This is a genomic window from Pseudoalteromonas piscicida (assembly GCF_000238315.3).
GTDB classification, from domain to species: domain Bacteria; phylum Pseudomonadota; class Gammaproteobacteria; order Enterobacterales; family Alteromonadaceae; genus Pseudoalteromonas; species Pseudoalteromonas piscicida.
Map to the genome: position 1 here is coordinate 1,823,334 of NZ_CP011924.1, position 14,035 is coordinate 1,837,368.

General features: G+C 42.0%; 13 protein-coding genes and 1 pseudogene. 5 read left to right on the forward strand and 9 right to left on the reverse strand.

The window, feature by feature from the left end; genetic code table 11:
- Positions 1 to 2: 2 nt before the first annotated feature.
- From PPIS_RS25330 to PPIS_RS08455, 3 genes and pseudogenes are all read right to left on the reverse strand, one after another.
- Positions 3 to 176, reverse strand: a complete 174-nt coding sequence (locus PPIS_RS25330; protein ID WP_238322901.1) for a hypothetical protein — start codon at positions 174 to 176, stop codon at positions 3 to 5.
- A gap of 28 nt (positions 177 to 204) precedes the next feature.
- Positions 205 to 348 (reverse strand): annotated as a pseudogene (locus PPIS_RS25610) (GNAT family N-acetyltransferase); the annotation flags it as partial.
- Between the two features lie 96 nt (positions 349 to 444).
- Entirely contained in the window at positions 445 to 2,202 is a 1,758-nt protein-coding gene (locus tag PPIS_RS08455) for a winged helix-turn-helix domain-containing protein (RefSeq protein ID WP_010371115.1), read from the reverse strand.
- A gap of 145 nt (positions 2,203 to 2,347) precedes the next feature.
- Here PPIS_RS08455 and PPIS_RS08460 point away from each other — a divergent pair, with 145 nt between their 5' ends.
- The 3 genes from PPIS_RS08460 to PPIS_RS08470 all read left to right on the forward strand — a co-directional run bounded on the left by PPIS_RS08460 (position 2,348) and on the right by PPIS_RS08470 (position 4,873).
- Positions 2,348 to 3,847 carry an amidohydrolase family protein gene (locus PPIS_RS08460; protein ID WP_010371113.1) on the forward strand — a complete coding sequence of 500 codons (1,500 nt, stop codon included), beginning with the start codon at positions 2,348 to 2,350 and terminating at the stop codon, positions 3,845 to 3,847.
- A 198-nt stretch (positions 3,848 to 4,045) separates the two neighbouring features.
- A complete protein-coding gene (dsbB, locus tag PPIS_RS08465) occupies positions 4,046 to 4,555 on the forward strand; it encodes a disulfide bond formation protein DsbB (protein WP_010371111.1) in 510 nt (169 codons plus the stop codon).
- 12 nt (positions 4,556 to 4,567) lie between these two features.
- Positions 4,568 to 4,873: a hypothetical protein gene (locus tag PPIS_RS08470; RefSeq protein ID WP_010371109.1), complete on the forward strand. Its 306-nt coding sequence runs from the start codon at positions 4,568 to 4,570 to the stop codon at positions 4,871 to 4,873.
- A gap of 51 nt (positions 4,874 to 4,924) precedes the next feature.
- Here PPIS_RS08470 and PPIS_RS08475 read toward each other — a convergent pair whose 3' ends face one another.
- On the reverse strand, positions 4,925 to 5,233 hold the full coding sequence (locus tag PPIS_RS08475) for a ComEA family DNA-binding protein (RefSeq protein ID WP_010371108.1): 309 nt from the start codon (positions 5,231 to 5,233) through the stop codon (positions 4,925 to 4,927).
- 469 nt (positions 5,234 to 5,702) lie between these two features.
- Between PPIS_RS08475 and PPIS_RS08480 the strand changes: the two genes are divergently transcribed.
- Positions 5,703 to 6,017, forward strand: a complete 315-nt coding sequence (locus tag PPIS_RS08480) for a YebG family protein (protein ID WP_010371106.1) — start codon at positions 5,703 to 5,705, stop codon at positions 6,015 to 6,017.
- Positions 6,018 to 6,110: 93 nt separating this feature from the next.
- Here PPIS_RS08480 and PPIS_RS08485 read toward each other — a convergent pair whose 3' ends face one another.
- The 4 genes from PPIS_RS08485 to PPIS_RS08500 all read right to left on the reverse strand — a co-directional run bounded on the left by PPIS_RS08485 (position 6,111) and on the right by PPIS_RS08500 (position 10,260).
- Positions 6,111 to 7,301 carry an amino acid aminotransferase gene (locus PPIS_RS08485; RefSeq protein ID WP_010371103.1) on the reverse strand — a complete coding sequence of 397 codons (1,191 nt, stop codon included), beginning with the start codon at positions 7,299 to 7,301 and terminating at the stop codon, positions 6,111 to 6,113.
- 179 nt (positions 7,302 to 7,480) lie between these two features.
- Positions 7,481 to 8,146, reverse strand: a complete 666-nt coding sequence (locus tag PPIS_RS08490; RefSeq protein ID WP_010371100.1) for a GAF domain-containing protein — start codon at positions 8,144 to 8,146, stop codon at positions 7,481 to 7,483.
- Between the two features lie 128 nt (positions 8,147 to 8,274).
- Entirely contained in the window at positions 8,275 to 9,933 is a 1,659-nt protein-coding gene (locus PPIS_RS08495; RefSeq protein ID WP_010371098.1) for a fused response regulator/phosphatase, read from the reverse strand.
- Positions 9,934 to 9,954: 21 nt separating this feature from the next.
- Positions 9,955 to 10,260: an STAS domain-containing protein gene (locus tag PPIS_RS08500; RefSeq protein WP_010371095.1), complete on the reverse strand. Its 306-nt coding sequence runs from the start codon at positions 10,258 to 10,260 to the stop codon at positions 9,955 to 9,957.
- Positions 10,261 to 10,403: 143 nt separating this feature from the next.
- Between PPIS_RS08500 and PPIS_RS08505 the strand changes: the two genes are divergently transcribed.
- The gene (locus PPIS_RS08505; RefSeq protein ID WP_010371093.1) at positions 10,404 to 10,733 is read left to right on the forward strand and encodes an SUI1 family translation initiation factor; all 330 of its coding nucleotides are present in this window, start codon (positions 10,404 to 10,406) and stop codon (positions 10,731 to 10,733) included.
- A 40-nt stretch (positions 10,734 to 10,773) separates the two neighbouring features.
- Here the strand turns inward: PPIS_RS08505 and PPIS_RS08510 are convergent, their stop codons facing one another.
- Positions 10,774 to 13,737: a bifunctional diguanylate cyclase/phosphodiesterase gene (locus tag PPIS_RS08510; protein ID WP_010371091.1), complete on the reverse strand. Its 2,964-nt coding sequence runs from the start codon at positions 13,735 to 13,737 to the stop codon at positions 10,774 to 10,776.
- Positions 13,738 to 14,035: the final 298 nt, after the last annotated feature.

A 14,035-nucleotide genomic window follows, 5' to 3' on the forward strand; every position in this document is an offset into this window, starting at 1 on the left:
TATTACGCCGCAACAGCGGTAAATTGTAGTGAAGTATTTTTGTATAGAAAGGCGGAGCTAACACTAAAATACGTAACAGCGCTTTGTCCGATACTTGCGATGTGATGCACACTGCTTGCTCGTGAGAGATGTAAGTACATGATCTTCCCATTTTCCGGCAATTTTAAGGTACTCATGCGCCAACCCTTCTTTTACAAAACCCAAACGGTTTAGTAATTTTTCTAACCGCAAATTAGAAGGCATGTAGTTTGCCATTATGCGATGAAGTTTTAATGTGTGCAAAGCATAATCAATAGCAGTATTGCACATATTGAAAGCAAGACCATTGCCTTCGTATTCTTTAGCAATACCTTACCCCATATAACAAGCTTGAAAGCACCCAGAGAAATTCACTCCCTACTTTTAAATCACATAGCGAACTTTATGCCTGAGTAACCAAAAGTATTAGAGCTCGCGCTGTCTGCTTTCAAGCTTATTCAGCCATGCTTGTTTAAATTCGTGGTCTGATGTCAAAGCGAGATAAAGATCCGTAGCAAAAAAACTATCATTGTAGTCGGGTAACCAGCCAGTGTTGAGCAGCTGCGTTAGCGCTTGTTGTGTTTCTGCGGTGTCATTGTTAAGTGCGAACCAGTATGGAGATAAAGCTGCATCGAGCTGATTTCCTTGATTAAGGTATTGTGCCAACAACTGTGTTACTCGCTTGAGCTTGTTTTGTTCATCTGTACGTTTCAGCATCAGGGCATAAGTAAGGTATTGCCCTACATTGCCTGCCTCTGGCAATGTAAGCGCTGCGATATCAGCAAAATGCTGTTCAAAAAGTATTAGCGCGGATTGTACTTTCTGCCGTGCAAGTAAAGCAAGAATATAAGGCATCACATAATGATTACCCTTTGAGTCTAGCTCGTATCGCTGTTTTAAGAGTTCTTCGGCCTTTTCGACATCACCCTGTCGCCATGCGATCCCGGCTTCAACATAGAGTCTAAATGCTGTAGAAATTGAACCTAAATTTGCGGCTTGCTGATATTTCTCCTCAGCTTCTTCTGCTCGCCCTAAACTCAATAACACTAATATGTGGCTCAATTGCTGCGCGGGGTACAATTTACTATGACTGATGTGATTGTTTTGGTACCACAGCAAATATTCGCTTGCCCTATTCTGGTTAAGCGGATAAAAGTCTAGCGCATAGAGAGGATTGTTTTTGGTGTGCGGGGCAATGGCAACGCTACGATCAAAATATTTTCGCGCGAGCACTAACTCTCTAAAATTCAAATAGGCATAGGCTAATCCTCGGATAATAACCGCATCGTTTGGTGCTAACTGATACGCTTGTTTATGCGCAGCAATTGCATCGGGTATTTTGTGTTGGTCCCGAAGAAATCGACCATACCAATGCCATAGGCGAGCATGCTTAGTTGAGATCTCAAATCCGCGCTTAAAATAATCCTGTGCTTGCTCAATTTCATTCTCCATCACCGCAAAGCGCGCAAGAGAGGTTATCACTTCAATATTTGTATCATCTAAGATCCGTGCTTTCTCTAACAATGGGCGACACAAAGCAAGTGATTCATACTCTGACACCGCGCCATATACGCTAAGCCCCATAAAGGCATTGCATAAGCCACTGAGTGCCTCGACATTATCACTTTGTTTAGATAACACTTGTTGATAAATCGTTTTCGCTCGCGCTAACTCTTCCACCGCTGTACTTTGGGATAGGTGTGTGGCAAGAGTGATCTCATCAAAATAAGGTTTGTTTTGTGTCTTGTGCTTTTGATCAGTTTGAATATAAAAAGCAAAAAAGGCGATTAGAGCGAGCAACGTAATGGTGACACCAAGCAGCCAAATTCGCTTTTTGCTCACTGGCATCACAGCCACTTTATGCTCTCTAAGTGCAATGTTTGGATGAATGCGGTAGCCTTGAGCTGATATTCTTTCTATGTATTCTTCGTATTGCGGATCTGTGTTCAAAATCTTTCTTAACTGCGCAACAGCTTGATAGACCGAATTGTCAGACACCACCTTCGGGTGCCAAACTAACTCGACGAGGGTATCAATACTCAGAGGCTCAGCTTTAGCATCGACCAGCACCAACAGTAATTTCATCACTTTTGGGGTGACGGTATATTCACGGCCAGTCGGATACTCCACAATCTGGTTCAATTTAGGCACAACAAGCCAATTTCCCAAAAGCAAATTCTTCAACCCCAGAACACCTTACATTATTGATTATTATAGTTTTAATTAAATTAAGAAAAATTTCAGAGTTAATTTATATGAAAATTAAAACACAAAGTACCTCGCTAGTTATGCTCGAAGACATCTAATACGACACTAACTGGTTTTCATTATGAAAAAACAAACATTAATATTTGCGGCCTGTTGCGCCCTGTCTTCTCATGCATTATTTGCAGCAGTGGACCTTCGTATCGACAATGCTACCATTTTAAATCCTATTGATAAGCACCAAGTCAATATCATTTCCAATCATTGGCTCACCATCCAAGATGGCAAAATTATACAAGTCTCTGACTCAAGTCAAAAACCGGATGCAGCACAGGTCATTGATGCTCATGGTCAATACCTCATACCAGGGTTAACCGATAGCCATGTCCACCTAAAAACAATGCCGGGATTGCTTAACACCTCCCCTAGAGCTCGCCAGATGCAAACAGCATTTTTAAAACGGCAAGGCGCTAATTATCTTTACTATGGCGTCACGCAAGTTATTGACCCGTCAAACACTGCAACCGGCATGACCGAATTTACAGCAAATGGCCCCGCACCCGACGCCTACTTTTGTGGCGCAATGCCAGTTTACCAAGGGTATAATGCTGAAGGCCTTAGTTACTCAAAGCTACACCAACATAAACCCTACTTTGCTGCACAACACAGCGATCCTGCTCATGAGCTAACACCATCTCAAGCACACGCTCACCAAGGAGCTCAGCCCTTAACGCGAATGAAATCTGACGGTGCAACTTGTGCCAAACTGTACTTTGAAGATGGCTTTGGAGAAAACAGTGCTATACCGCTTATTAACCAAGAAACTGCCAAACAGTTAGTCGAGTCCGCAAACTCACTTAAGTTACCCGTAATGGCACATGCGAATGCCGTTGATATGCAACAACTTGCTGTAGATGCCAATATCAACGTTATGGCGCATGGACTTTGGAACTGGTTAGCGCCAAATACAGCCCCTAGCGAAAGCGAACTACCAACCAATGTAAAAGCTGTGCTGGATACCATCATCGAAAAAGACATCGCCTATCAAGCCACATTGAATGTGATGAATGCTCTGGCGAAGGTGACTGACAACACTTTCACCTTCTCGTCTGAATATCGTACCGTATTACCTCCGTCTCAAATTGCTTGGTATCAAAGTGAGCCTGGTCGCTGGTTTTCTCGAGAAATGGGTCAAGGCTGGGGTGAAATAAGTAATCAACAAAAGGTGGCTAAACTTGAGCAAGTTTTCTCTCAAGGGCAACGAGCACTACATTATCTATATAAAAATGGCGCAACCTTGCTGCTTGGCTCAGATACGCCACCCGCACCAACTTACGTCTCGCAACCTGGCTTATCGACTTATCAAGAATTAACGATGATGGATCAAGCCGGAGTAGATCTCATTAGCTTGCTATCTGCTGCAACCATCAATAATGCCAAAGCATTTGCGATAGACAACCAGTACGGCAGTATCGCTGCGGGGAAAGTAGCAAATTTATTGCTTCTAAATAGTAACCCTTTGCAGTCAGTCGCGGCTTATAACGATATTGAATATGTTATCTTACACGGCTCAGCCATTGAGCGTGCTACTTTTCATATCGATGCCCTCGAGAAAAGTGAGTGAGTAAATACGTCAGAATAGAAGTGCTGATAACGTCGATCTCACCTTAATTGACTTAATCAAGTGATCTATTCTGATATTTTCGAACTTCTGCTGGTAACAAGAGTCGAAAAATCGTCGCAAAGATAGCGCACAATGCGAAGTAAAGTTGCTCTGACGCGGCCAGATAAAGCATAATAAAACAAAAAGGGTTTCTCTATAATGAAGATTTCATCTTTTCATCTCTCTAGGCAATCTTGGGGATTGCTAGCACTATCCGCTGCTATTTTTGAAGCCATTGCACTGTATTTCCAATACGGTATGGGTTTAGAGCCCTGTATTATGTGCATCTATCAGCGTTTTGCTATGTTGGGGTTATTAGCAGCTGGTTTAATCGGTATGATTTCTCCTCGCTCTTTCGCGCTGCGTAGTCTGGCATTTGTTTCGTGGGGTGTAGGCAGTATTTGGGGTTATTTTATCGCCCGTGAACATATCAGTATGCAAACCACAACGGATCCATTTGCTTTTACCTGTGACTTTGTACCAAACTTTCCTGCGTTTATGCCGCTGCATGAATGGCTACCAAGCTTTTTTGCTGCAACAGGTGACTGCGGCAACATAGATTGGTCTTTTGCAGGATTATCTATGCCTGGATGGATGGAAATTATCTTTGCATTTTATAGTGTTGCATTTATTCTTTTCTTATTTTTCCACGTTACCAAAAGAAGTTGAGATATCACATTCATGCATTTTAGGTTAAGCCAAATTGAGCAACTGAGAGCGTTTAAATTACGTGACAAGCAGATGATCTTACGTCTTACACTTAGCCACCTTGATGCAAAAACAAAGGTCGTGTTAAGAATAGCCAAGTTGCTACTGCTCACACCATTTTTTGCCTCATTGGTCGTATTTGAAGGCTGGCTGTTATTACCTGTCTTATTGGTAGCAGGACTAATTTATCCGCTACTGACCACACCACTGGAAATACAGTTTGGCAAACCCAAGTTAGCTCAGGCAATCGCTGAGTTTAACGCCTCGAATAAGCCCTAATCTTCAATCTATCTGTGTGCGAGCAGCTAAGCTCGCACACAATAACTACGACTAGACTCTAATTTTCCCCTCCAGTTTTGCCAATATTCCTTTCCCAATTCCTTTTACTTCCAGCAACTCCGTTGTTGTTTTAAAGCGCCCCATTTTCTTACGGTACTCTACGATGGCTTCAGCTTTACGAATACCAATCCCTGGTAAACTTGAAAGCGCCGAAGCGTCAGCGGAATTAATATCGAGTACAGCACTTTGCTGCTGTGTTTGAGAGACTGACTTTGCTTGCTCCGCAGGTTTTGCGAGCACGCTTGAACAGCTTAAACCTAACGCCAATAAAATAGAAAGTATGGTGGGTTTATTGAACATATATACACTCCTTGTGCGTAAAAAGTATCCAAAGCTTTTTGCATTCCTCTCAATGGATGATTGCAGCAAGCTTATAAAATAACCTGAGCTTCGGATAATTAATGCCTTTCTAGCAGTTAGTTTTAGCGCTAACAGTGTTGAATTCACTTCCAATCGCCAGCTATTGGTGCGTAAATTCGCCTAGTTATCCCCAAAACTCTCTGGCTAGATAAGGAAATAATTTAATGATTTTAAAAACAATGAGCTAGCTCATTCCTTATCCAAACCTCAGGTTAAATAAAGATTGGAATATTGACTTTGTCAAAAAACATTCATTCTTTCAAAAACCAAAATAAAGACTAAGACTTTGTTTTTAATGGCTTTAATAAATTTCCTTTCACTCAATGCCACTTGAAAAATTTTCAAAATAACTTGCTTAATCACTGAATTCGATTTACTGTATAAAAAAACAGTGACTAGGGGAATAACCATGGCCGTTATCATCAAATATGTTGTTGAAAGAAATGGAGTCGAGCGTATGACTTTCACGTCTAAAAAAGAAGCTGATGCTTATGATAAGATGCTAGATGTAGCTGAAGCATTGGAAGACATGCTAACGAAAGTTGACGTGCCGCTGAGTGAACAACAAGTTGAATCCCTAGCGCTTGAAATTGCAAAACAAAAAGATGACTTTGTGTCTGTGTTAAAAGGTGGCAAAGTAGCGCCAAAGGCCAATACCAAAAACAAACCTGAAAACGAAAAAGCGTCAGATCCAGATAAAGTGACAAAAATTAAGCAAGCCTAAATGATAATAACCACTTACTTCAGTGGGTGGTTTAGGCTGAAAATAAAAACCGCATGTTCTGCGGTTTTTTATTTTGTGCTGTGTAGTGTGGTATTATTTAATCACGCTTGCCACTGCGTCAGCAAAGTAGTCAATATTGTCTTTGCTTACGCCAGCTACGTTAACGCGGCTAGAGCCTACCATATAGATAGCATATTCAGTGCGTAGTCTGTCAATTTGCTCTTTATTAATACCTAAGAAAGAGAACATACCGTGCTGACGGTCGATGAACGAGAAATCTTGCTCAACACCTTTTGCAGCTAGGCTTTCTTTGATCAACGTACGTAGACCATTGATGCGGCCGCGCATTTCGTCAAGTTCGTCGTACCACATTTGCGTAAGTTCAGTACTGCTTAGAATGGTATTTACAATATCAGCACCATGTGCTGGTGGCATTGAATAGATACTACGAACAACGCTAAGTAATACTGAGTTTGAAACATCAGCAGTTGCACTGTCTTTTGCAATGATTGAACACGCACCGATACGCTCACGGTATAGACCAAAGTTCTTAGAGCAAGACGAACAGATGATCATTTCATCAACTGTATCCGCAACCGTTCTAAGGCCTTGTGCATCTTCTTCAAGGCTGGTACCAAAACCTTGGTATGCAATATCAATTAATGGTGTAAAGCCTTGCTCTTTTGCGAGTTCAGCAACCACTTTCCATTGCGCTTGATTTAAGTCCATACCACTTGGGTTATGACAACATGCATGAAGTAGTACCACATCACCTTTAGGTACTTGCTTCAACGCATTGATCATCTCATCAAACAACAACCCTTTGTTTTCGTAGTCGTAGTAAGGATACTCTTTAACTGTTAGACCAGCTGCTTCAAATAGGCTAATGTGGTTTGCCCAAGTTGGCGTCGTAACCCAAACAGTTGCATTGGTGTTGCAACGTTTAATAAATTCGGCAGCAACACGTAATGCGCCAGTACCACCTGGTGCTTGCGCCGTACGTACACGGTTTGCCAATAATGTACTATGCTCTCCAAGTAACAGTGTTTCCATCTTTTGACAGAAGTCTAAGTTACCAGCCAAACCAATATAAGATTTTGTCGTTTCGTTTTCTAAACGAAACGCTTCCGCTTTTTTAACCGCTCTAAGTACCGGCGTGTTTCCCTGCTCGTCCTTATAAACACCTACACCAAGGTCAATTTTGTTTGGGTTAGTGTCCTGTTTATAAGCGGCCATCAGGCCTAAAATAGGATCTGTTGGAAGTGGTTTTAGCTCTGAGAACATGGCTTATCTCTTTTATTTTAATTAATGCAAACTCGAGCGGCTGACGCCCGATTCCAGTAGACTTGATGGTAACATAGAGACTTGCATCTCAGTTACCATATTTATCTAGAATTTTATTCATTTTTGTAAACTTGGCAGCACCACAAAGGCGTCAAGTTTACAGCCGGACATTCCGATAATTATTTGGGTAAATATTCAGGGATTCTCGTACATGCCGCTGCAAGCAATGCTAAAATTTCTTCGTTGAAAAATGACTCAGAAAACGCTTCTGCATCAATAATTCCAATACAATTTTGAGCATCATCGAATAATGGCAGACAGGTTTCTGCTTTCACCTTTGGATCGCAAGTATAGTACTCACCTCCACTGGCGACATATTGAGGGATGTCATTAATCACTCGAGCTTTAGCACTCAATACCGTTTGAATATTATTTGACGTAGCGGCAAAAGCATCCGTTATAGGGAATAGTGGTCTACTCGGCGCGCCAGAATACGCTAATTTGAGAAGTTGTTTCCCTTCATTTGTCGCTCTTGCTTGGTATATGCCAAACCAATCAACAGCTGTAAATTCAACTACCGCTGACACTATCGTTTGCAGCTTGGTAAGCGAACGTGCATTAGCCGTGTTCTTTTCAACATAGTCACTCAATAAAAAAGGTGCTTCCTGAAGGTATCCAAACAAGCTGCAAGCGCCCCCTTCCCCAAGTTCAGGGATCTGATATGACCACACAGCAGGGCTTGAGTTTTGCTCAATATAAGCATCTAGTTTTTCTAATTGCAGCAAAAGCAACTCGCGGGAGATAGATAATTCACTCAATGAAATATAATCTGACATTTTAGCCATCTAAACATCTAAAGTTAATGCAACTTTACCACGCTCTTTATACCTTGCCAACACTAAAAAACAGGTACATAGAGTAATAGGAAGTAGATAGTAAACTAAAGCAGAGGTGAAATACGCTTGAGTGGAATTTAGACCGATTTGGAGGTGAGTGAATAAATCATTTCTATTTCATTTCCAGCACTGTTGTAGCTAACGCTTTGAGCAATTTCGTTAAGTAAGCTAACACCTCGGCCATGGCTATGCTCTTGCTGTGCTTTGTTACGCTCGCTTGATTCAAAACCATTACCTGAATCACAAATGTTGAAGTATAGCTTTAGCTCTTCAGGGCTGTAGCGCACTGAAATAATAATGAGCGCTTCTTTTAGCTCCTTCAAAACACTCTCTCGCAAACTGTAGAACTCAAAAAAGCCATCTTCTTTATTTTTAATCTCAGAATCTAGCCCCAACACACCGTGATCTAAAGAATTATTGTAGGCTTCGGAGAGTAGTAAAAAGATGTTAGAGCGATGCGCCGAAATACCGTCAACCTCACTAAGCAAGTCCACCAGCTCAAGTACCGGATCGGTAGTTTTCATCTGTTTGGCATCTAAAGATAACGAAATATTAAACGGCAAGCTTGAATAATGGTTAGGCGCAGAAACAATTGACTCGCTGGCAACGCAATTAATAATTGCGATACTCAAGTCATCTTGTTGCTCCGTATTGCCAGAAAACTCGCGAACTTCAGAGATAATTTGATCCGTGGAAATATGCTGTCGACTCGCCAGCAAGCGCTTTAACCGTCGTTCGCCATACATTTCCCCCCGCTCAGATTCAGATTCGATGATACCGTCTGTCGCCATTACGAGGCGTTGGTCGGGGCTGACTTCAAAATGCAGCAGATTACGTTCAAACTCATCGACTTCTAAAATGCCGAGTGCCATATGTTGGCTCTCTATGGTTTTAATAAGGCTGCCATTTTGGTCAATCAGGTATAAATCTGGCAGACCACCAAGCCAGGCAGAAACACTTTTCCCTGAGCTGCTCAATTCGATGATCGCTGCTGCGCAAAACATATGGCCGGGTAATAACTCATTAAGGGCGGTATTGAGCTCAACGGCTATATCACTAACCGCCATTCCCTTTTGCACCATAGTGTAGAAAATGCGCGATGCGGGAAGCGCGCCGACTGCAGCTGCTAAACCATGGCCAGTAAAATCACCCAGCAAACAATAAAAGCCACCCATTGGGCTCTTGGCCATTAAAAACATATCGCCATTAAACATTGACGCGGGGGACAAGTGGTATTCACAAATCTCAGGATATTCAGATTGTTGTGCAAGCGCATTACTAAAGATGTGCTCAACAATCTCGTGCTCTCGCTCTATCTGGTTATAGTGATATTCTAGTTGTCGGCGTTGTTCGTTGCTTTGTTGGCTGAGCCTACGTGTCCTCGCATGCGCTTTGATTTTGGCTGATAAAATGACTTTATCAAACGGCTTATGAATAAAGTCATCACCTCCTACAGCAAGACATTTTTCAAAGCTACTTTGATCTTCAAGTGCAGTGATAAAGATGATGGGGAGGTATACGTCGCCCGCATATTGCTTTATTTTAGGGGCAGTCTCAAAGCCATCCATTACGGGCATGACAACGTCTAGCAGCACGATGTCGATGTCCTGACTTTCGAGAATTTTTAATGCATCACGACCATTATGGGCACAAAAAACGGTATAAAATTGTTGCTCAAGCATCGCCTTGAGCAGCTTACAGTTTAATACCTGATCGTCGACTACCAAGATATTCATGAGGAGCTAATCTATCAGCGATCAGTCAATATCAAACTTCTTATCAAAACGAGAGATCTGGAGGATTTTCTTAAGTTGTGGACGGCAGTTACTAATTTGAATGCTAGAAACTGAGCTTCCTAGTGTTTTTTTCATATTTAACAGCATACCCAAAGCGGAGCTGTCCATATAATCGGTTTCACGCAGGTCAACAACAACCTTTTCGGTTTGATCATTCACCTCCGCATACGCCTGACGAAACGATTGCACCAAATTAAAGTCGAACTTACCTCTAATTTGAATGGTTAGTGTCTTACCGTCAGCAGAAGCGTTTTTACTCAAGCTCATCATTAAGCTCCTAAATTATTTTGATTTGTTTCCCCTCACCAATTTAAATATAACGCTTAAAAATCATTTAGCAAAAAATAAAAAACATCTAATCTGCTTTTTGCTATGATCTCTGCAAAGAACCCTTAAGAGGACCAGAATCAATGTCAGAATCAAGACTTGTGTACTCCACAGATGTAGGCCGTATTGACACCAAAGAGCCAAAGCAAGAAGTTCAAGGGAAAGTTTTTAAAGACGGCGCCGTTCGTATTGAAAGACAAACTAAAGGGCGAAAAGGCAAAGGCGTTATGCTTGTCGTTGGCATCGATAATGGACAGCATGATCTAAAGAAATTGGCAAAAACGCTTAAATCAAAAATGGGTCAAGGTGGCGCAGTTAAAGAAGGCGTTATCGAAATTCAAGGCGATGACAGAGAAAAGCTTAAGCAATTATTAGAAGGCCAAGGCTTCAAAGTGAAAATCGCAGGCGGTTAAGCGCTTATTATTTTCAGCCCCAAGCGTTGGGGCTGAGCCGCTATACCGCTGGGGCAAACCGCAAAATCTCGGCTTCACTTAACGGCGGGCTGTAGTAATAACCTTGTACAATATAGCAGTTATTTTTCGCCAAGAACGTCATCTGAGCCTCAGTTTCCACCCCTTCAGCAATAACCTGCAAATTTAATTTTTGCGCCATCGCAATGATAGCAGCGGTGATTTCCATATCGTTTGGATCTTCAGGGATATCCTTTACAAAGGAGCGGTCAATTTTAAGTATATCAACTGGGAAACGCTTAATATAACTTAAAGACGAATAGCCTGTACCAAAATCGTCAATAGACAGTGAAACGCCAAGCGCTTTGATATCTCTAAGTTGTATGATTGCCGCTTCCACGTCTCCCATCAGCATACTCTCGGTAAGTTCAAGGTGTAGTAGAGTCGGCTCCATCTCAGTTCTGTCAATAATATCTGACAGCGTACTGATCAATTGTGCGTCTTTAAACTGTCTCGCAGAAAGGTTGATGGATACGTTGGCAATCTTGCCCGCGGCTTTTAAACGACGAGAAAAATGACATGCTTCTTCTAACACCCATGCACCAAGCTCTACGATTAGGCCTGTCGCTTCAGCAATTGGAATAAACTTACTTGGCGGAATGGTTCCTTCGCTTGGGTGGAACCAGCGAATAAGTGCTTCATAGCCTACAACCTCACCACTTTCACTGTTCACTTGTGGCTGATAATGCAAGGTAAATTGTTGCGCTTTAATTGCTATACGCAGCTCGTTTTCTATATATAGGCGCTCGTTAGCAGCTTCGTCTAAATCTTGGCTATAGAAATGGTAAGTGTTCCGCCCTTTTGCTTTGGCCTGATACATTGCCAAATCTGCATGTTTAAGCAGCTGCTCTTCTTCTTTACTGTCAAACGGAGCCATCGTAATGCCAATACTTGCACTGACGATCACCTCGTTATTCCCCAGTTTTATTGGTTCTGCCAGTGTCTTTTGAATGATATTGGCAACTTCCATGGCATTTTCTCGCTCATTGATGCCGCTCAGTAACACCGCAAACTCATCCCCACCCAATCTGGCAATGGTATCTTCTGCACGGAGGCGCTTTTTCAATCTCGTCGCGACTTCAAGCAATAAGCGGTCACCCGCGTCATGTCCCAAAGTATCATTGATGCGTTTAAACTCATCTAAGTCAAAGTAAAATAGAGCAAAGGCGTAATGACCACGCTCGGCAAGCGCCATAGATTTACGTAGCTGCATCCTGAAAAAAGTTCGGTTGGCAAGGCCAGTTAAGGTATCAAAGTAAGCCAATTCTTCCATTTTACGCTGGCTTTCTTTTACAAACGAAATATCTTGGGCTGAGGCAACATAACTTGAAATCGCGCCGCCCTCTTCACGGATCGGCGACACACTCAAACTGACCCAAATAGGTGCCTCTCTGTTACCCGCCAACATAGTATCCCCGCGCCAATGATTGCGGCTGCGCAAGTCAATATCAATATCATCAATTAGAATTGCCATGTCTTTTGAAATAATACTCAAAAGCGGAGAGCCAATAAAATGCTGTTCATCATAGCCCGTCATTTCCTGCATTTTTGGATTGACGTACTCAATTTGAAAATGCTCATTGGTCAATACAACGCCAGTACCAGAGAAAGCCACAGCTTTTGACAAACGGTTTGCCGCCTTTTCAGCGATTTCTTTTTCTGTAATACGTTGATTTAGACCATTTACAAGCTGTTTTATCTCAACACTCATGTCATTAAATGAGGCGTTCAATTGACCTATTTCGTCATCGGTATGCGGCAAGGTTGGCGTATCCCACTGCCCTCGACCAAATCCCTTCACTGCTTTAACAAGCGCATTGATGCGTTTGAGTACTAATTGATATAAAACCTGATGCAGTAATATTGCGACAAAAATGGCATACAGAATAAACAAACCAAAGAACTTAACTTTAAGCTCTTTAATGGCCGAGATAGCCGACGCCCGCTTCTTGTAGATCCCAATGTACCAATCTAAATTGGCAATATGGGTCACGTGCATAATATGCCAGTTGTCTTTATATCTAAATTCATCTTGGATATTTGGCAGCTTAGTAATAAGTGCTGTTTGTACTATTTTACTCAAGTCTTCAGGTAGCTTGTTGTGGTCCAATAGCTGTCCAGTCGCAGCGGTGGTTTTAAACAGGCCGGGAGCTGCCAATAATCGACCCTGTTTATCAAAAACGATGAAACCTTGCTGATGGTCAGATTTAGGTAGTTTTTCGAGTAAGGTGGTCAACTCTATATCGCTACCCGTTAACCCAAGATATTGGTCATGTAAGTATAAAGGCACCAAAATACTGACAACCCACTTGTTCCAAACCCTATCAAAATACACGCCCGACCATACCGCTTCCCTCGTTGGGTTCTGTTCAGCATGTAAAACAGGCAAGTTATGAAGCTGATTATTTACCAGCCTTGGGTCTTTCGCTAATAGGGCATTAGGAGGCGCGACACGGACAAATCCGTCTTTTGTAGAAAGGTAAAAGTTAAAGAAATCCTGCAACAGTGGGGGTGCGAGAATGTTCCAGAGCAATTCAGATTCAGAAAATAACTTTTGTACTGACTGTAATTTTAAATCGCCAGTATACATAGCTGCAGAAAGGCCATTTTTGGCTGTACTCGCTAAGTTTTCGCCACGCTTGTCGACGCTCGCTTGCGCGCCAGATAAATCTTGAACACCATAAAGTAAGTGTTTGGAAACCACTGAATTGGCTTGTTCGGCCAAGTTAGCTTTAAGGTCGAGGTAATTTGAGAACTGATTGTTCACCTGCGCACTAAAACGCTTAAGCTCATCATACTCTTCATAGATCAACTGCTTTTCTTCAGATTTTAGCATCAATGCCGCAGCAAAAACGCCCGCGATCAAACACACGGCCGAAATCAACATCGACAGCTTTACACTTAAAGAGCTTGCACCATATCTTGATGGGGGACGACGATTGCCCACAAGTTAACCTATTCTTTTATTTACAGTGGTGGTGTTGCCTGAATATACCAGAATATTTTTCGACTCGCCAATAAGTTACGTTTGATTAACGTACTTAACTCACTGAGATTGGACACTTATCTACCAAATAACTTAGGTTTTTGCCCATACGTCCAAAGTAGTACTTGTTTTCTCGTTTAGTTCTATGCTAATAATGTATTCAGTTTCAAAGTAAGGTTTGAATAAATGAATTTCATCATACGCAACAGCAACACATATTTCTTTTTTAGCTTCTTTAGGTGAAGAGGCTTGACTGTTC